The 17,581-nt window shown below is 70.3% G+C and carries 12 protein-coding genes; 2 read left to right on the forward strand and 10 right to left on the reverse strand.

The window, feature by feature from the left end:
• Window positions 1-19: 19 nt before the first annotated feature.
• Complete coding sequence (locus K9U15_RS10670) at window positions 20-1,108, reverse strand: hypothetical protein (RefSeq protein ID WP_301156073.1); 1,089 nt, start codon at window positions 1,106-1,108, stop codon at window positions 20-22.
• 232 nt (window positions 1,109-1,340) lie between these two features.
• Here K9U15_RS10670 and K9U15_RS10675 point away from each other — a divergent pair, with 232 nt between their 5' ends.
• Entirely contained in the window at window positions 1,341-1,706 is a 366-nt protein-coding gene (locus K9U15_RS10675; RefSeq protein WP_096227068.1) for a PH domain-containing protein, read from the forward strand.
• A 34-nt stretch (window positions 1,707-1,740) separates the two neighbouring features.
• Here K9U15_RS10675 and K9U15_RS10680 read toward each other — a convergent pair whose 3' ends face one another.
• From K9U15_RS10680 to K9U15_RS10720, 9 genes are all read right to left on the reverse strand, one after another.
• Entirely contained in the window at window positions 1,741-7,143 is a 5,403-nt protein-coding gene (locus K9U15_RS10680) for a DEAD/DEAH box helicase (RefSeq protein ID WP_301156074.1), read from the reverse strand.
• Between the two features lie 251 nt (window positions 7,144-7,394).
• A complete protein-coding gene (locus tag K9U15_RS10685) occupies window positions 7,395-8,744 on the reverse strand; it encodes an MFS transporter (protein WP_154270912.1) in 1,350 nt (449 codons plus the stop codon).
• Window positions 8,745-8,750: 6 nt separating this feature from the next.
• A complete protein-coding gene (locus K9U15_RS10690) occupies window positions 8,751-10,202 on the reverse strand; it encodes a M20/M25/M40 family metallo-hydrolase (protein WP_301156075.1) in 1,452 nt (483 codons plus the stop codon).
• Between the two features lie 129 nt (window positions 10,203-10,331).
• Window positions 10,332-11,123: a hypothetical protein gene (locus tag K9U15_RS10695; RefSeq protein WP_096227071.1), complete on the reverse strand. Its 792-nt coding sequence runs from the start codon at window positions 11,121-11,123 to the stop codon at window positions 10,332-10,334.
• A complete protein-coding gene (locus tag K9U15_RS10700) occupies window positions 11,120-12,010 on the reverse strand; it encodes a HipA domain-containing protein (protein ID WP_227153710.1) in 891 nt (296 codons plus the stop codon). The genes K9U15_RS10695 and K9U15_RS10700 overlap by 4 nt, the downstream gene beginning before the upstream one ends.
• Window positions 12,011-12,144: 134 nt before the next feature.
• Window positions 12,145-13,785 (reverse strand): DUF92 domain-containing protein, encoded by a 1,641-nt coding sequence (locus K9U15_RS10705; RefSeq protein ID WP_301156076.1) that lies wholly within the window; start codon window positions 13,783-13,785, stop codon window positions 12,145-12,147.
• A 5-nt stretch (window positions 13,786-13,790) separates the two neighbouring features.
• Window positions 13,791-14,696 carry a phytoene/squalene synthase family protein gene (locus tag K9U15_RS10710; protein ID WP_087191694.1) on the reverse strand — a complete coding sequence of 302 codons (906 nt, stop codon included), beginning with the start codon at window positions 14,694-14,696 and terminating at the stop codon, window positions 13,791-13,793.
• The gene (locus K9U15_RS10715; RefSeq protein WP_096227074.1) at window positions 14,696-16,339 is read right to left on the reverse strand and encodes an NAD(P)/FAD-dependent oxidoreductase; all 1,644 of its coding nucleotides are present in this window, start codon (window positions 16,337-16,339) and stop codon (window positions 14,696-14,698) included. Before K9U15_RS10715 ends, K9U15_RS10710 begins: the two co-directional genes overlap by 1 nt.
• Window positions 16,340-16,525: 186 nt before the next feature.
• Window positions 16,526-16,981: a YjdF family protein gene (locus K9U15_RS10720; RefSeq protein ID WP_096227075.1), complete on the reverse strand. Its 456-nt coding sequence runs from the start codon at window positions 16,979-16,981 to the stop codon at window positions 16,526-16,528.
• Window positions 16,982-17,335: 354 nt separating this feature from the next.
• Here K9U15_RS10720 and K9U15_RS10725 point away from each other — a divergent pair, with 354 nt between their 5' ends.
• On the forward strand, window positions 17,336-17,572 hold the full coding sequence (locus tag K9U15_RS10725) for a VF530 family DNA-binding protein (RefSeq protein ID WP_096227076.1): 237 nt from the start codon (window positions 17,336-17,338) through the stop codon (window positions 17,570-17,572).
• Window positions 17,573-17,581: the final 9 nt, after the last annotated feature.

Here is a 17,581-nt window from a genome sequence, read left to right on the forward strand (position 1 = left end):
GCGCCCTCGCTCCCGCCGCTCACCGGGTCACGGCAACCGCGGCGCTGCCCGAGCTTTGGGTCGCCGAGCTTTGGGTCGAGCTGGAGGGCGAGCCGCCCGAATTCGGCTGCGAGGCGGAATCGTGCGAGCCGCTGCCGGACTGCCCGCTGCCGCCCGATCCGCTGCTGTCCCCCGTGCTGCCGCTGCCGGAGCCGTCCGACGAGCCCGACGAGCCCGACGAGTCGCCCGAGGGACCCGAGGAACCCGACGAGCCCGAAGATCCCGAACCGCCCGACAGCCCTTGGTCTCCGCCCGACGACGAGTTGTCGCCCGACGAGCTCGAGGACCCGTTCGGCGCCGTGTCCTTCGAAGGGTCGGTCGTGGAGGAATCGTTCGAGCCCGATGACTCTTCCTTGTCCGCCGGCTCATCCGAAGCATCCCCGCTTCCCGAGGAGTCCGACTTCTGGGCCTGCGATGACGAGGGGATGAGGGGCTGCGTCTTCGCGCCCACGCCCTGCCCGGTGGTGACGAGGTCGATGACGAGGGCGGACAGCGCGACGGCCACGATAGCGGACGCGATGGACACCGCCACCACACGTCGCTGCAGCTTCTTCCTGTGTTCGCGGCGCTCGCGCGCCCGCTGCACCGTGGGGTCGCCGCGCAGGCCGGCATCGTCGGCGCGCGGCGTGCGCGAGCGCCGCGCCGCCTCGCGCGACTCGATGGAGTCCTGCGGCAAGAGGCGCGCCGTCTTCTCCGACTGCGGGAGGGTTGCCGTCCTCCCCGCCGATCCGGCAGCATGCCGGGCGGCGGTCCACCCCGACGGGTCCGGCCCTTCCGCCCCCGCATCGTCCGAGGCGCCCTTTGCGGGAGGCACGTAGCCGGTCTCGCCCGGCTTCAGCTCGCGCAGCTTCTCGGCCGACGCGGTGAAGAACTTCTTGTACAGCTGCGATGCCACCGCCGACACGACGGAGCCCACGCCCACGCCGATCACGGAGCCGTAGATGCCTATTTGCGAGGCCAGCAGCATGGAGGTGACGGCCGCCAGCGCACCGGCTACGACCTGCGCCACCGACAGGTCGTCGAACAGCCTGCCCCTCTTCGCCTTCCCGCCGCCCGCATCTCGCGCCATGCCGCAACCTCCTGTTCGCCTCGCGTCCGTTCCGGGGCCCTCACCCCATCCGAACATACCGCACGCCTGTGGAACCCTCGCGCACTCCATCCAATCGTTATCAGCACGCCACAGAACATGCACCGCTTTCGCTTGTCCTCAGCTGGCAAAGGCGCGCGACTGGTATCATGCGAAAGGCGGGAGGGGTACTGCTCGGCCCGCGTAGAATCGCAACCTAGGGAAAGGAAAGCACATGGAAGCAAGCTTGCTCGAATGGACGCTCGTGTCGGAATGCCCTATCCCCCAGGATGTGGCGAACGTGCTCGTGCAGGGCGAGCAGCCCATCGCCGCGTACAAGACGCTGCGGGATTCGGCCATCTTCACCACGAAGCGCTTGATCGTGCGCGACGCCCAGGGTATGACGGGCAAGAAGGTGGAAATCTACTCGCTGCCGTGGAAGTCCGTGGACATGTGGTCGTCGGAGACGGCCGGGCACCTCGACCTCAACACCGAGATGGAGTTCTGGACACGTGCGGGCCACATCAAGGTCAACCTGAAGAAGGGCCTCGATATCCATCGGCTCGACAACATCATTTCCCACTGCGTGCTGGGGCTGTAGGCGCCGCCCCAGCAAGCCGCCCCCCCGACGGTGCCTAAAACGGGTCCACGTAGAGCCGCATGCCGTCGGGCAGGCGGACGAGGCCCGCCCGCTGGAGGACGTCGGCGAACGGCGTGTCCAGCACGGGCCGGCCGTTGAACGTCTCCACCACGACCTTCTTGCGGGCGCCCTCCGCCCCGCCGCGGCGCGCCTCGCGCGCCATGTGGGCGACGAGTGCGCGGGCAGCCTCGTCGAGCGCCTCCCCGTCTGCGGTAAAGGCCAGCACGGAGCGCAGGCCCGCCGCCGCATACAGCACCGGCACGCCGTCGCGCATGGCCACGAGGCTCCCCGGCCGGCGCGCGGGGCGCGCAACCGAGGGCATGCCGTCAGGCGAGGCAGAGGAAGCGGCGCCGGAAGGAGCCGTAGGCGCGGTAGCATCGCCGCTAGCAGGGGCTTCAGATGCAGGAGCATCGCCGCCCGAGAGGGGCGGCCACGGCAGGCCGGCCCCGAACAGGCACGCAGGGTCGTCGGCCGCCAGCACCACGCATCCTCCGGCACCGGAGCGGCCGTCCCGCGCATCGCCTTCGGCCGCATAGGTGCGCAGCAGGTCCACCGTCTCGCGGGCGGCGAACTGCGCCGGGCCGAGGCCCTTCACGAACATGCCGCGCAGAAGGTCGCCGGCATCCCCCATCGACCGCAGCACCGGCATGAGGGCGCCCAGGCCGCCGGGTACGCCGGAGAGCAGGGCCACGTCGCGCGCGAGCACGCCGTAACGGTCGAGGATCGACTCCACCAGCGCCACGGCGCGCACGGTGTCGTTCTCCGGCGACGGCGCGAGCAGCGACCAACGGCCCGAGAGCGCCGCGTCTGCGGAGCCGACACCCGCCACGGAGGCGCGCTCCGCGGCCTCGGTCCGCAGCCCGCCGGCCGCAGCGCCGCGGTAGCGCGAGCGCCGGCTACTCGCGCGGCGCTTCGGCGCGGGGCGCGGACGCGTGCCCGAGGCCGCCGCCTCGGCCGCGCGCACCGGCGCGAACGTGTCGTTCGTGGCGCGCCCGCTCCACACCAGCTCCTGCAGCGCCGCGGCGATGGACGCCTCGTCGACGCGCTCGGGCTCCATCCGGCGCCGCACCGCATCGGCTATCTGGCGGAAGAACAGCCCGTAGCCGCTGGCGAGCGCCTCCACGACGGCCTCCTCCACCGACGGGCGCACGGCCGGCTCAACGTCCTCCGCTCCGGCCAACGCCGCATCGGCCTGCACGGGCGCGAGCGGCGAATCCGTGGGGTAGAAGGCCACGAGCGCAGGCGCCGCGGCAGCCTTCCCCGCCTTGCGCGCCCGCGGGCCCCCGTCCGCCGGCGGGGCGCCGTCCTCGCGGCGTCCCCCCGCCCACACCACCTCGCCTGCGGCGACGAGCTCGTCGAGCATCGAAGGCCGGTAGTCGCGCACCCGGCTGGGGAACACGTGGCCCTCCCAAGCCGCGGCCGGCAGGAACACGCCCTCGAACTGGGAGATGACCTGAGCTACCCCTTCCGTCCCCTCGAGCGCTCCCCCGCTCGTGCCCGCTCCCTGCAGATCCAGCACGTAGCGCGCATAGGCGCTCGCAGGCACCGCGCGCACGGCGGCGCGCGCCTTCGCGAGCGAGCGCGAGCGCAGGCGGCGGAACACCTCCGCCGACACCCAAGTGCGCTCGGCCTCCGTGATCGCAGCCACGGCCCCGACGCCCGCAGGCCCCGGCCCGTCCGCGCAGCCGAACCGGCCCTGCACGACCTTGCCGGCCGCAACTAGGCGGCGCAGGCTCTCGCGCGCCACCGAAGGCCCGATGCCGAGGCGTGCCGCCACCTCCGCCTCCCCGAAGGGACCGTGCGTGCGGGCGTAGCGCGCGACGAGGCCGTCCAGCGGTCCCGGGCCGTCGCCCGCGTCCGGCACCTCGAGGAACGCTGCGGGAACCCACGCGGGCGCCTCCGTCCCCAGCGCCTCGTGCAGGCGCCCCGCATCCTCCACGGCCGCCCAGCGCTCCACGCCGCCGATCATGGCCGGGAAGGCGCGCTTCGCGTCGCGCAGCTCCTCCAGCAGGGTGCGGGCCTCGGCAGGGGTGGCAGAACGCGAAGGCGTGGGAGCGGCTGCCGCGCCTTCGCAGGTTTCAGCTGGCGAGGCGTTTGAGCCTTCGGCCGCGGCGTCCCATGGGCGCTCCCGCCCGGCGACGCGGCCGGAAGCATCGGCATCGCACTCGTCTTCTTGCCCGGGTCCAGGCGATCCCCCCGGCGCCTCCAGCCGCGCGGCCGCCTCTTCCGCCGTGAGCGGGCCCAGCACGCGCAGCAGGTCGGCCGCGCCCTCCGCGCCGCGGGCGCGCCGGTCGGGCGCCAGGCGCTGCAGCTGCGCCTCTACCTGGGCCACCACCTGCGGGTCCAGCAGCTCGCCCAGGTCGGCCGAGCCCAAGAGCTCGCCCAAGAGCGCCGGGTCCAGCGACAGCAGCGACGCCTGGCGCTCCGCGTGCGGCAAATCGCCCTGGTACAGGTGCTCGCCCACGTAGCCGAACAGGAGCGGGCCGGCGAAGGGCGACGGGATGCTCGTCTGCGCCTCCGCCATGCGCACGGTGCCCGCCGCAAGCCCCTCCATGAGCTCGTGGAGCGCATCCAGGTCGTACACGTCCTGCAGGCACTCGCGCGCCGTCTCCAGCAGTATCGGGAAGTCGCGCTCGCCGCGTGCCGCCTCCAGCAACTGGCCCGCCTTGAGGCGCTGCTGCCACAAGGGGGCGCGCTTGCCCGGCTGCGTGGGCGACATGAGCAGGGCGCGCGCCGCGCACTCGCGGAACCGCGCGGCGAAGAGCGCCGTCTTGTCCACCCGGTCGCGCACGATGCGCACGAGCTCGTCGGGGTCGAACGCGAACAGCTCCGCCCCCGGCAGGCGCGTCTCGGTCATGGGCACGCGCAGCAGGATGCCGTCGTCGGCGGCCATGGCCTGCGGATCGAAGCCGAGCGTGCGCTCCACGCGATCCTGCACCGCCATGGCCCACGGCTCGTGCACCTGCCGGCCGTAGGGCGAATGCAGCATGACGCGCCAGTCGCCCGTCTCGTCCTCGCAACGCTCCACCACGAGCGTCTTATCGTCCGGCACGACGCCGGTGGCCTCGCGCTGTGCGCGCACGAGCGCGGCCAGGTTGTTCTGCGCGTCCTCGTCGAGGCCTGCAGCCGTCAGCCGCTCGCGCAAGGCGGGGTCGAGGCGCGAAGCCGCATCGGCGAGCAGGTCCGCGCCGGCTGCAGCCGCACCCGCCGCCCCTGCGAGCGCCTTGTCCGCGCCGGCGGCGGCTCCGTCCCCAAGTTCCCCGCCCCCGACCCCCTCGTCCAGGCCGGCGGCCACGGCGCGCAAAAACGCCCCGCGCGCACGCCCGGTCTCGGCGGGGCGGCCCACGCCCTCGCCGTGCCAGAACGGCAAACGCGCAGAGCGGCCCGGCGCGGGTTCCACAATGACGCGGTCGCGCGTGATCTCGCTGATGCGCCACGAGCTGGTGCCCAGCGCGATGATGTCGCCCACGCGCGACTCGTACACCATCTCCTCGTCCAGCTCGCCCACGCGGCGACGGCCCTCGTTGCCGTCGCCCTCGGGCAGCACCACCGAGAACATGCCGCGGTCGGGGATCGTGCCCGCCGCCGTCACGGCCAGCCGCTGGGCGGCGGGCCGCGGCGAGAGCTCCCCGCTCTCGCGGTCCCACACGATGCGCGGCGCGAACTCGGCCAGGTCGGCCGAGGCATAGCGCCCGGACAGCATGTCCAGCACCCCGTCGAACGCGCGGCGCGGCAGCTCCGAGAACGGCGCCGCCCGGCGCACCGTGGCGTACCAGCCATCGGCGGTGGCGCCTCCCATGGCAACGGCGGCCACCGTCTGCTGCGCCAGCACGTCCAGCGGGTTGCGCACGAGCGCGGTGGCCTCGATGGCGCCGGCGCGCATGCCCTCGGCCACCACGGCCGCGTCGATGACCTCCGTGCGCGTGCGCGGATAGACGGAGCCCGTCGACCGGCCGCCCACCTGGTGGTTCGCGCGCCCGATGCGCTGCAGGCCGCTCGCCACCGACGGCGGGGCGGCCACCTGCAGCACGAGGTCGATCGACCCCATGTCAATGCCCAGCTCGAGCGAGGACGTGGCCACCACGCAGGGCAGCTCCCCGGCCTTCAGCTCGCGCTCCACCTGCAGGCGCTTCTCCTTCGACACCGAGCCGTGGTGGGCCTTCGCGATGATCTCGGGCGCGCCCTGCGCCAGCTCGCTCGTGGACCCCAGGTCCGAGCGCAGGTGCGACGACGGCCCGCCGTCCGCCTGGCCGCCGGGCGCCATGAGGCCCTCGCGCTTCGCGTACAGCTCGTTCAGCCGCGCGGTGAGCTTCTCGCACAGCCCGCGCGAGTTCACGAACACGATGGTGGTGCGGTGCGCCAGCACCTCGTCAAGGATGGACGCCTCGATGAGCGGCCAGATGGACGACGTGCCCGCACGGCTGTCGGGCGTGGCTCCCCGGGGCTTGTCGCCGGCCATGAGCGAGCGCAGCGCCCGGTCGGACTTCCACGCCTCCTCGGCCGGCGCGCGGCGCGGCCCGCCGCCCCGGCCGGCGCGCAGCCCGCCGGCGTCGGCGCCGGGGAAGGCCGGGATGGCCGTCATGTCGCGCACGGGCACCACCACGCGCACGTCCAGGTCGGGCCGCCCCTCGGCAGCGATCACGCGCACGGGGTGCGGCCCGCCCAGGAAGCGCGCCACCTCCTCGCGTGGGCGAACCGTGGCCGAGAGTCCGATGCGCTGCGCCGGGCGTTCCAGCAGGTCGTCCAACCGCTCCAAGCTAAGCGCCAGGTGCGCGCCGCGCTTGTTGCCGGCGAGCGCGTGCACCTCGTCCACGATGACGGTCTCCACGCCGCGCAGCACCTCGCGCGCCTTGGACGTGAGCATGAGGTAAAGCGACTCGGGCGTGGTGATGAGGATGTCCGGCGGGTTGCGCTGGATGGCCCGGCGCTGGTCGGGCGTGGTGTCGCCGGTGCGCATGCCCGTGCGCACGGCCGGCGCGGGGGCACCTTCGTCGGCGAGCCGCCGCGCGATGCCCGCGAGCGGCGCCTGCAGGTTGCGCTCCACATCCGCCCCGAGCGCCTTGAGCGGCGACACGTACAGCACGCGCACGCCCCGCGGCGGCTTCGTGGCAGCGGGGCGTGCCTTCTCGCGCATGAGCGCGTCGAGCGCGAACAGGAACGCTGCCAGCGTCTTGCCCGACCCGGTGGGCGCGATGACGAGCGCGTTCTCGCCGCCCTCCACCGCCTCCCAAGCCTGCTCCTGCACGGGCGTGGGGCCAGCCGGAAACGCGTCGAGGAACCAACCGCGCACGGCTTCGGAGAACCGCATGAGGGCGTCCGGAGACGGGCGGGCCCCATTGTCCGCGCCCGCTGCAGCGGCGCGCGCGGCCTCGTCCTCGGCACGGTTCCCATCGTCCATGGCAGCCCGTCGCCCCCTTCCGGCTATCGTCGTGCGATCCTGCCCATCTTACCGCATATGCACCGTGCGAGGCGCCCGGCCGCCCCGGCCGTTGCGAAACCTTAGGACGCGCCCAAACGCCTATTGCAGAAGCGAGGGGGGGGGACGGCATCCACCCCCCCCCCCCGACGTACGCCCGCGCAGCCATACCCGCATCTCGCAGCCAGGCCCGCAGCGCAGCCGCAGCCGACGCGTTCTCCGCAGAACACTCCCTACACAGCGATCTCGAAGCCCTCCGCGTCCAGCTCCGGCGCGCCCTCGGCCCGGCGGCGCTCAACCAGGCGCCGCGCGGCGGGGATGGACGCCAGCAGCGCGAGCCCCATGACCACGCTCGCCGCGATCACCATGATCCACACCGGCGCGAACGACAGGTACGCGTCGAAGATCACGCCCGACACCACCGCGCCCACGGCCGCGCCCAACAGCTCGAACGCCGTCACGATGCCCGTGACCGTGCCCAGGTCCTTCTTGCCGTACTCCTTCACCACCATGATGGGCGGCGCCACCGTGCCCATGCACGTGGCGAACCCGAAGAACAGGCAGGCAAGAATAGGACCCCAGTCCGTTGCCGGGAACAGCAGCATGACGCCGGCCAAAACCGACGTGATCGTGCCCAGGATGGTGCCCATGCGCATGCCCCAGCGGTCGTAGATGGCGCCGAGCGCCACCTTCGCCACGATGACCACGGCCAGGTAGAACGACCACACCGAGCCCGCCCACAGGGTGGAGTGCCCGCCGGTCACCACCTCGGTGCCGCCCACGGTCACGCTCGTCATGTTGGCGATGGAGTTCGTGATGATGCACCCGTTCGTGATGCCCATGGCCACGAACCCCACCACCAAAAGCCAGAACGCGGCGCTCTTGCGCAGCGGCTTCCATCCCACCGACACCGTGACGGGCGCATCGGGCGAGCGGTCGGCCTTGGCCTGCTCGGTCTGCCCGGCACCGTAGGGCTCGAGGCCCTTCTCGCTCGGGCGCGTGCGGAACGCCGCCACCGCCAGCGGCAGGGCCGCCACGAGGCACACCACGGCCAGCAGCAGGAACGCCGCGCGCCAGCCGGACGCCTCGATCATCGCGCTCGTGGCCGGCGAGAGTATCACGCCGCCGATGCCCGACCCCGAAAGCGCGATGGACACGGCCAGCCCGCGCTTCAGCGTGAACCAGTTCGAGATGATCACCGACACCAGAAGGCGCGTGCCGGCCACCACCACCATGCCCGCCACCACGCACAGCGCGTACAGCTGCCACACGGCGGTGATCTGCGACAATCCCACGAGCACCACCGAGCTCGTGAGCACCGTGACCGCCCCCAGCACCCGCGCGGAGCACTTGTCCGTGAGCTTGCCGATGACAAGCGACGCGAACACCGCCACCACGGTGGTGATGGACACGCCCGTGTTGAACTGCCCCACCGTGAGGCCCAGGTCCTCCACGATGTGCGTCTGGAACAGCGGGATGCAGTTCACGAACACCGTGTAGCAGGTGGCCATGATCAGCAGGCCGCCGATGACGATCCACCACCCGTAGAAGAACTTCCCCTGTTTACGCCCCTGATCGGCCATGGTTCCTCATTTCCCCAACTGGTCGAGATGCCGTATGAACTCCACGTAGAACCCCACCCCGCGCTTGAAGCTGTCCACGTCCAGGTTCTCGTCCTGGCCGTGGATGCGGGCTCGCTGGTCGCCCTTGAACAGGAAGCCTGCGAAGCGGTACGTGCGCGGGCAGACGCGCGCGAAGTGGCGCGCGTCGCTGCAGCTGGACTGCACGTAGGGCGCGATACCGGCCTCGGGGTACGCGGCGTTTATCGCGCGGCGCAGGTAGTCGAAGGCGGCGTCGCCCTCGAACGGCGACACGGGCGACGGCTCGCTCACCTCGAAGGTCGAGAACTCCGTGCGGCCGTCGAAGCGCTCCTCGATGCGCGCGAGGGCCGCCGCCACGTCCTCGCCGGGGTCCACGCGCACGTTCACCGTGGCCTTGGCCTGCTTGGGGATGATGTTGTGCGCCGGCGCCCCCGCGAGCTGCGTGAGCGCGTAGGTGGTGCGCACCATGGCCGCCGTCTCGGGGTTGCCCTTCATGATGCGCACCACCAGGCGGCGGAAGAGCCAGAGGTTGCCGAACACGATGCGCAGCGCGAAGCTGCCGTGCGAGGCCAACTCCCGCAGCATGGCCGCCACCGGGGCCGACAGCGCCGCGCGCGGCGGGTTCTTCTGCAGCGCGTCCAGCCCCGACACGAGCTTCGCCGTGGCGTCCTGGAGCGTGGGCGTGGCCGCATGGCCGCCGTCGGCGTTCGTGGTTATGCTCGCGTTGAACACGCCCTTCTCGGACACGCCCACCACGGCGAACGGGATGTCCACGCCGAGCGGCGGGTTGTCGATGACCGCGCCGCCCTCGTCCACCACCATGTACGGCACGCGCCCGATGCGCTGCAGGTGCTCCACCATGTGGGGCGCCGTGTCGCCGCCGTCCTCCTCGGTGTTCGACGAGAAGAAGTACACGTCGCGCGGGGGCGTGAACCCCTCGGCTATCAGGCGCTCGGCAGCCTCCATGAGGCCGGCCCACACGCACTTCGTGTCCACCGCGCCGCGCGCGTAGATGCGGCCGTCGTCGATGTCCGCCGCGAACGGCTCGTGCGTCCAGCCCACGGGGTCTGCGTCCACCACGTCGTGATGCGCCATGAGCACGATGGGCGCGAGCTCGCAGTTGGCGCCCTTCCACAGAAGCGAGATGCCGCGGCCGTCGATCAGCTCCAGCTCGCAGGCTTCGAACACGGCCGGGTACAGCCGGCGCAGCGCGGGCACGAACCCGTCGAAGGCCGTGCGGTCGGCATCGGGGTTGCGCAGGTCCCACACCGTGGGGATGCGCAGCAACGCGCGGAAGCGCTCGACCGCGGCGTCGTCGCCCGCCGCCGCGGACGGCGGCAGCGGATCGGGCACGGGCGTTGGCTTGAGTCGGGCGGCGTTCGCCACGAGGACGACCGCCAAGACGGCGACCGCCGCCGCCAGAACGATGAGAACAACCATGGAACCCCCTCCTTGGACGCCCGGCTCGTGCAGGCGGCCGACAGCCCCGCCCCCTGCGGCAAGCGCAGGGGGCGGGGGCGATGCCTTGTGCTGCCGGCCATTATACGCCCTGCGCAGACGGTTGCCCGGCTACTCCTTGTCTCTCAGTTCCCTTAGCCTTCGGAAAAACGTCGAGACGCTGATACCGAGCTGCGCTGCGGCCTCTTCGGCGCTCGCCTCGCGCGCCTCATACGAGGCTATCGTTTCGCGTAGCACCAGCTCATCGATCGGCTTGCGCTTACGACCATGATAGGCGCCTCGCTCGGCAGCAGCCTGCACGCCCGAAACACGAGCCTTTTCCCGGTAGCGGTAGGCCTTCTCGTACAGGGGCAAGAGCACTCCATGCAGCGCCGCCCGACCTTCAGCGGAGACGTCCTCGCCATCCAAAACAAGTCCGTCACCTCGGCACAGCGCAACGAGCAGCACCCTGAGAGCCTGCTCGGAGCTCACCGCACGCCCGATCGATCCCGATACGTCGACGCAAGCCGCGCCGCCGTCTTCGCGAGCCTCTCGAACGTAAAGACCGTCTCCGATGTAGCGTGTATCCGTCCTGATAAGCCACTCGATTTTGTCAAGGTACTCCATATCCAATGCATCGAGAAGCCGCCAGAGATCTTCGCGATTCTCCGAAGGAGCCCGCTCGCTCACGAATGTCGGAGTCAGGTTTTCGCGAACATATTCTTCCTTGCGCAACGAGAGATCGAATCCCGGAACGCCCTGGAAATCCGGCGGTTGCAGCAAGTCGATAACCGCCCAATTGGGCACAAAGACGTATCGGAACGTCTCGTCCTCGCGCACCGTGCACGCTATCGTTCCCACGTCATAAACCAAGCCTCCCGGCCCGTCCAGACTTATCGTGCCCTTCGTCGTTTTTTCCTTCATACCTTCCTCCCCGCAAGCGCCGCATAGGACGTTTCGAGAATGAGCTCAAGACGCGCTTCGATGATATGGTTGTAAAAGTCTCTTCGGCGATCGCTTATACCCGGCACCGATGCTATCAGCCGATGGATCGAGCTGCGGTCAACCCGCCCCAAGACGCTCTGCAAAGCGCGATTGCACTCGTCGAATTCCAGACTCGCTATAACGTCGTAATACGAGCTTTTCCGACCTCGCAGTCGAATTTGGCTTGTGGGGAACCGGTACACCCGTTTGGCCGTCTCATCTTCCGAATCCATGATGTGCGCCATCTCGTCCTCGTCGACAAGGCTGGGAAAGAGGCACGACCCGTTGTCGAAAACGGGCGCGAGCGAATAAGCGCCGCCTTGCTTGATAAACCCCCAATTCGAGCCATGGCGGTCGAAGTTGCCAACCAAGGCATCGACGACGAACATCTCCCAAAACATGCTTATGGTTCCGGATACGTCGGTGAGCTTGGAGTTGTCGCGGAGCATCTGCATGATGTCGGCATATTCGTACTGGTACCGCTCCTTGTCCTGATCGAGCGTGCTCTCACCCACCTCGTTGAAGGGGACGAACTGCTCCCCGATCCCAACGAAACTCTTGCAGGCAACCACCTCCTCACCCGCGAACGTACCGAGGAAAGTTTTCTGCACATCGAACCCGAGCAATTCGAAAATATGAGATCCAAGGTATTCCGAAACATGGTTGAACCGTGCGCCGAACGGCGTTCTTTTTCGGAACTTTATCATGTACTCGCTAAACGTTCCATCCCCATTGGGAACGCGGACAGACTCCTTGCGCTCTGACCCGCCGTAGTTTATTGCGCCACGTTCGAATTGGGAGAAGTCGATTATGTCCAGAGCGCTCATAGGCAATCACTCTCATTAATGTTAGATTTACTATTTGATAGTATACTATGAGGAAGAGAGACTATCAAAATTAATTTCTATTGTTAATGATAGTAATCGGCGGCGTGAAAGGCGCGCGACAACCTTCGACCTCCTTACGGCAGCGCCACCAGCAGGCCCAGAACCACCACGGCAATGCCGCTCAACAGGTTCACGGCGTCGTTCGTGACCCAGGCGTAACCGGACACCAGCGTGTAGCCTGCTGCCCCGCGCGCGGGCGCGGCCTCCACGAGCGCCCCGTCGGCGGCGAGGGCCGCGGCGCCGGCGCCGGACAGTGACCCGGCCTCGACGGCCGCGCCGGGGCCGCCGCCGTCGCCGGCCGGGCCGCCCGCGCCCGAGCCGCCCGGCACGCGGTACTTCGCCTGCAGCAGCACGCCCAGGTAGCTGTCCACCACCGAGCCCACGATGCCGCATGCGATGACGAACAGGAACGCTGTCGGCCCCGCAGGCACCGCGAAGCCGAACGCATGGAACAGCAGCATGGCCAAGAACGCCGAGCTCACGGCGCCCACGGCCGTGGCCGCCAGCCCAAGGGGGCTCACGCCGCCCGAAAGGCCGCGCTGCATAGGCTCGCGCGTGACTATGTTCACCGGCGGCTTGCGGCTGTACATGCCCACCTCGGACGCCCACGTGTCAGCCGTGCTCGCGGCCAGCGCACCGGCCGACACGATGAGGAACCATGCCTCGCCGGTGGCCGCGTACGCCAGCGCGCACGCGAGAAACGGCACGCTGTTCGCCAGCACCTGGCGCAGCTTGCGCGGGCCGCCGCCCTTCTCGGCCGGATGCGCCCCGCGCACCCGCCGTATGAGCTTCGAAGCCACGTTCGAGCTGCCGAAGAACCACATGAGCAGAAGCCACAGCGGCCAGCCGCCGAACACGAAGGCGAGCACGCCCACGACCACGGCTCCCAGCGTCCCCGGCACGGTGAGCAGCCCGAGCCGCAACGCGGCCAGCGCCACAGCGCCGGACAGGAGCAAGCCCGCAAGCGCCGGCGTGAAGGGGCTCGCGGGCAGGAACAGCACCGCGTACAGCCCCGTCACGCCCAACGGCACGCTCAGGTTGTCGAGCCCCGCCGGCGACACAGCCTCCAGCGCCGTAGCGGCAACGGCCAGCCCCAGCGCGGCGAGCACGGACGCCGCCGCAACGCCCGGCGTCAGGCCCGCGCCCGCCGCCGGGCCCGCCGCGAACCATGGCACCGCGCCCTCCCAGCCCGCCGCGGCAGCCGCCAACAGCACGCCTGCGCACGAGACGAAGCTCACCCCCAGCATGGCGGCGCTGCCCGCAAGCGACTTCCCGTCGCCCGCGCCCGGCAGCGGGCGGCTACCGAAGCGCCTGCCCAGCACGGCTGCAAGGCCGTCGCCGAACGCCATGCAGAACACGCCGAGCGCGCCTGCGTACGGTGCGCCCAGGCCGAACGAGAACAGCGCGAGCAATGTGAGCGACACGGCGTAGTACACGGTTCCCGGCGTGTCCTCCCCCTCGCCGCGCGCCATGAAGGCGAGCTTCTGCCTGCGCCAGGCCAGCGCGTTCACCACGATGAACGCGGCCGGCAGCGCAGCCGCCCACCAGGGCGAGGTGAAGGACAGGGCCGCGACCACCCACCAGCCGCCCAGCGCTATGTGCACGAGCTTGCGCGTGCCCTCCTCGCCCATCCCGCGCCGTGCGAGCAGGCTCGAAGCCGCCAGCACCGCCAAGACGTACACGAGGGACAGCCCCATCCCCACGGCGTTCTGCATGACCGTCACCTGCCTTCCGCGGCCAGCGCCGCCTTCTCGTCCCGCGCGAGCAGCGCCCGGGCCTCGTCCACGAGCGCGGCCGCGCGCTCCTTCGTCACCGCGCTTCGCCGCTCGAGGCAGCTATAGCCGTCGGCGCGCACCTGGTCCATGATGCCCCGGTACAGGAACAGCGACGAGAGCGCAGGCAGCCGGCTGTCCTCGTCCAGCCGCAGGATATCGCGTTGCAGGGGCAGGTACAGTTCCTCGGACCTCCGCGCCACGCGCTCCCATGCGCTGCGGAAGGCGGCATTCGCCCGGTGCGCCGCCAGATCGTCGCGCGTGAGGCCGGCCTCCTCCATTACGGCGGCAGGCAGGTAGACGCGGCCGGCGTCCCAATCCTCGCCCACGTCGCGCAGGATGTTCGTGAGCTGCATGGCCACGCCCAGCGCCACGGCATCCGCCCGCAGCGCGTCGTCGACGGGCCGCCCGGCGCGCAGCAGCGGCAGCAGCATGAGACCCACCGAACCCGCCACGTAGTAGCCGTAGTCCTCCAGCTCCCCCAGATCGGCGGGTTGGCGGAACGACAGGTCGCGCCGCTGCCCCTCCAGCATATCGAAGAAAGGGGCCGTGTCCTCGTCGAAGGCGCCGAACACCACGCCCAGAGCCTGCCACAGCGGCCCGCGCGGCATGCCGCCGGCGTCGAACCGCTCCAGGTCGCGCTGCAGGCCGTCCAGCCGCTCCCGGCTGGCCTCCACATCCACGCAGTCGTCGGCTGCGCGGCAGAACGCGTACACGGCATACACGCCCTTGCGCTTGCGCGGGGGCAAAAGCGAGAACGCGCGGTAGAAGCTGTGCGAGTTTCGCCTGATCACATCTTCGCACCAGGCGAAGTCGTCCGCGTGCTCCTCGAACGGGTCGCGTGCGGCGTACATCACGCACCGCCTTCCGCATCGCCGGGCACCGCGCGGGTCGCGGCGCCCGGCGCGCCTCCCGGCGCCACCGAGCCGCCTGCCGCGGCCTCGGCGGCGGCACCGCGCGCGGCCACCACGGCCACCTGGCCGGCCACCTCGCGCTCGGCCGAGGCGGCCTCGGCGTCGTCGCGCAGGAGCTCCTCGGCCGCCAGCCGCGCGCTCAAGAGCACGATGGGCACGCCGGCCCCCGGATGCGTGCTGCTGCCGCAGAAGTACAGGTTGTCGCACGCCTCGGCCTTGTTGTGCGGCCGCCAGTAGTTGCTCTGCCGCAACGTGGGCCGCAGCCCGAACGTGGCGCCCCGGGCGGCGTTGAACCGCTCGGCGAAGTCGTTCGGCGTGAAGACGCGCTCGAACGCTATGTGGTCGCGCACGTCCTCGTACACCGTCTCCCGCTCCACCAGGTCGAGCACCTGCTCGCGGTACGCGGCCACCTCTTCCGCACCCCATGCGGGGCCGCCCTCCGCCAGCGGCGGCACCGGCACCAGCACATAGAGCGTCTGGCAGCCCTCGGGTGCGAGCGACGCATCGAGCGAGCACGGCGCGTAGCAGTAGAACGAGGGGTCGTCGGGGAAGCGCCCGTCGTCGAAGATGTCGGCGATGTTGCGCTCGAAGTCGGGCGCGAACCGGATGGAGTGCACCGCCTCCGCCGGGTAGCGCTTGTCCAGGCCCAGGTACAGGATGAAGCACGAGCACGAGTACTCCATGCCCTCGAGCTTCTCGTCGGTGTAGCGCCCACGGGCCTCGTCGGCCAGCAGGTTCTCCATGGCGTAGGGGAAATCGGCGTCGCACACCACGTAGTCCGCGCGCACCAGCTCGCCGCCTGCCACCACGCCGACGGCGCGGCCGCCCTCCACCGCGATGTGCTCCACGGGCGCCGACGTGTGCAGCTCGCCGCCCATCTCCTCGAACAGGCGCGCCATACCCTCGGCCATGGCGTACATGCCGCCCGGCATGAACCACACGCCGTACAGGAGCTCGATCAGCGGGATGATCATGTACAGCGAGGGCCCCTCGTACGGCGAGATGCCGATGTAGAGCGTCTGGAACGCCAGCGCCTTGCGCAGCCGATCGTCGGACACGTAGCGCGACACCGACGAGTACGCGTCGCCCAGCGTGTGCAGGCGGAAGCCGGCGATCAGGCTCTTCGGGTTGTAGAAGTCGGTCGGCTTGCGGAACGGGCGCTGCAGGAAGTTGTCCTTGGCAATGCGGAAGCGCTTGTAAAGCAGCGCCAGGTACTCGAAGTAGCCCTGCGCGTCGGCCTCGCTCACGCCCTCGAGCGTGGCCGTCAGGTCGGACAGGTCGTTCGACAGCCGCACGCGCTCGCCCGGGCCGAAGGATATCTCCATGAGCGGCTCGACCTTCTGCAGGGGGATGTAGTCGTCAGGATCGCGGCCGGCAAGCTCGAACACCTCGCGATACAGCGCGGGCATCATCACGATGGTGGGACCCACGTCGAAGGTGAACCCGTCGCCGACGATGCGGCTCATCTTGCCGCCTACCTGCGGCTCCTTCTCGTACAGCGCCACGTCGTACCCGGCATGCCGCAACCGGACGGCCGCCGCCAACCCGGCGGCGCCCGCCCCCACCACGATTACCCGTTTCATGCAACTCCTTAGCCGCAACCGATATGCTATCCGGTTATGGTATGGGTTGTCGCACGGGAGCAGTCCCCGGGCGCGCCATCGTAGGGCAAGCCGTTTCGGCTGCGTCAGGCGTCCGTTGACGGGCCGGACCATTCCAGCGGCCCGGCATCCGCCGACAGAGGTCCCCCCTCCCGCTTGATCGCCTCCTTAGCGGCCGCGGTGCTTCCGCTTGCGCTTGGCGGTGCGCAGCTCGAAGACGCGGCGGGCCTCGGCCTCGCGGCGCGTGCGGGCGTCGGCGCGGCGCTCTTCCTTACGCTCCTCGTAGGCGGCGGCGAGCGCCTGCTGGGCCTTCGTTCCCACGCCGTGGCGTGCGGCCTCCAGCGTCTTGCGCGCCTCGCGCTGGGCGCGCTTCGGATTGCGGCCGCCCGCAGCCACGGCCGACGCGGCCGACGCACCGGCCTCCTCCCCGCCGTCCGCGCACATCCTGAAGTCGAGCCGGCCCCATTGGCCGCACACGAAGGCGAGCACGTCCTCGTCGGCCGGCTCGGGGCCGAACACGAAGCGGCACGCGCCGTAGAGCGCGCCGTCGCGCCGCTCGCATATGCCTATCCAGAATTGGCCGTCGTGAAGTATCGTCAACGTCGATGAGATGCTGACCTGCATGATTCCTCCTTATGTCGTTGTGAACGAACGAAGAAGGGACAACCAGGAGGCAGGTTACAGGCAGCAGGGAGACGCGCGCCGGGGCGCTTTGCCAACCGGCCGCGCGCTCCGGACGGCCGCGCGCCGCCCTGCCGCACCCCGACTACCCGACGGGGTCGTGTTTTTATCTTCGCACGCGCGAGTATAGCACGGCCCGCAACCTCCGTCCCGAACCTGCTCGGGCGCCGCCCACCAACCGGCGGATCGCCCACGGCGCGGGCACGGTGCAGCCGATCCTCGCCGATCCGCCGCACCGCTCGACGCCCAACTGTGGCATCATGAGAGCCGACGAACGAACCGAGGAGGACCGCACCCATGCCGAACGACAACCCCGCCGAGCGCCCGCACCCCAAAGACCCGCTGCACGGCGTGACGCTGGAAGCCATGCTCACCCGCCTGGTGGACAAGTACGGCTGGGACGAGCTGGCCCGCCGCATCCGCATCAACTGCTTCGCGAAGGATCCCAGCATCAAGAGCTCGCTCAAGTTCCTCCGCAGAACCCCGTGGGCCCGCAAGAAGGTGGAGGACCTCTACAAGGGCACGACGTTCTAGCCCCCCAGC

The organism is Gordonibacter sp. RACS_AR68, from assembly GCF_030418485.1.
Lineage (GTDB): Bacteria > Actinomycetota > Coriobacteriia > Coriobacteriales > Eggerthellaceae > Gordonibacter > Gordonibacter urolithinfaciens.

What these genes read in the sequence shown, in the direction of transcription:
- K9U15_RS10690 (WP_301156075.1), bottom strand. Translation starts at nt 10,202, where the DNA reads ATGGTTGTTCTCATCGTTCTGGCGGCGGCGGTCGCCGTCTTGGCGGTC.
- K9U15_RS10725 (WP_096227076.1), top strand. Translation starts at nt 17,336, where the DNA reads ATGCCGAACGACAACCCCGCCGAGCGCCCGCACCCCAAAGACCCGCTG.
- K9U15_RS10710 (WP_087191694.1), bottom strand. Translation starts at nt 14,696, where the DNA reads ATGTACGCCGCACGCGACCCGTTCGAGGAGCACGCGGACGACTTCGCC.
- K9U15_RS10695 (WP_096227071.1), bottom strand. Translation starts at nt 11,123, where the DNA reads ATGAAGGAAAAAACGACGAAGGGCACGATAAGTCTGGACGGGCCGGGA.
- K9U15_RS10670 (WP_301156073.1), bottom strand. Translation starts at nt 1,108, where the DNA reads ATGGCGCGAGATGCGGGCGGCGGGAAGGCGAAGAGGGGCAGGCTGTTC.
- K9U15_RS10700 (WP_227153710.1), bottom strand. Translation starts at nt 12,010, where the DNA reads ATGAGCGCTCTGGACATAATCGACTTCTCCCAATTCGAACGTGGCGCA.
- K9U15_RS10685 (WP_154270912.1), bottom strand. Translation starts at nt 8,744, where the DNA reads ATGGCCGATCAGGGGCGTAAACAGGGGAAGTTCTTCTACGGGTGGTGG.
- K9U15_RS10680 (WP_301156074.1), bottom strand. Translation starts at nt 7,143, where the DNA reads ATGGACGATGGGAACCGTGCCGAGGACGAGGCCGCGCGCGCCGCTGCA.
- K9U15_RS10720 (WP_096227075.1), bottom strand. Translation starts at nt 16,981, where the DNA reads ATGCAGGTCAGCATCTCATCGACGTTGACGATACTTCACGACGGCCAA.
- K9U15_RS10705 (WP_301156076.1), bottom strand. Translation starts at nt 13,785, where the DNA reads ATGCAGAACGCCGTGGGGATGGGGCTGTCCCTCGTGTACGTCTTGGCG.
- K9U15_RS10715 (WP_096227074.1), bottom strand. Translation starts at nt 16,339, where the DNA reads ATGAAACGGGTAATCGTGGTGGGGGCGGGCGCCGCCGGGTTGGCGGCG.
- K9U15_RS10675 (WP_096227068.1), top strand. Translation starts at nt 1,341, where the DNA reads ATGGAAGCAAGCTTGCTCGAATGGACGCTCGTGTCGGAATGCCCTATC.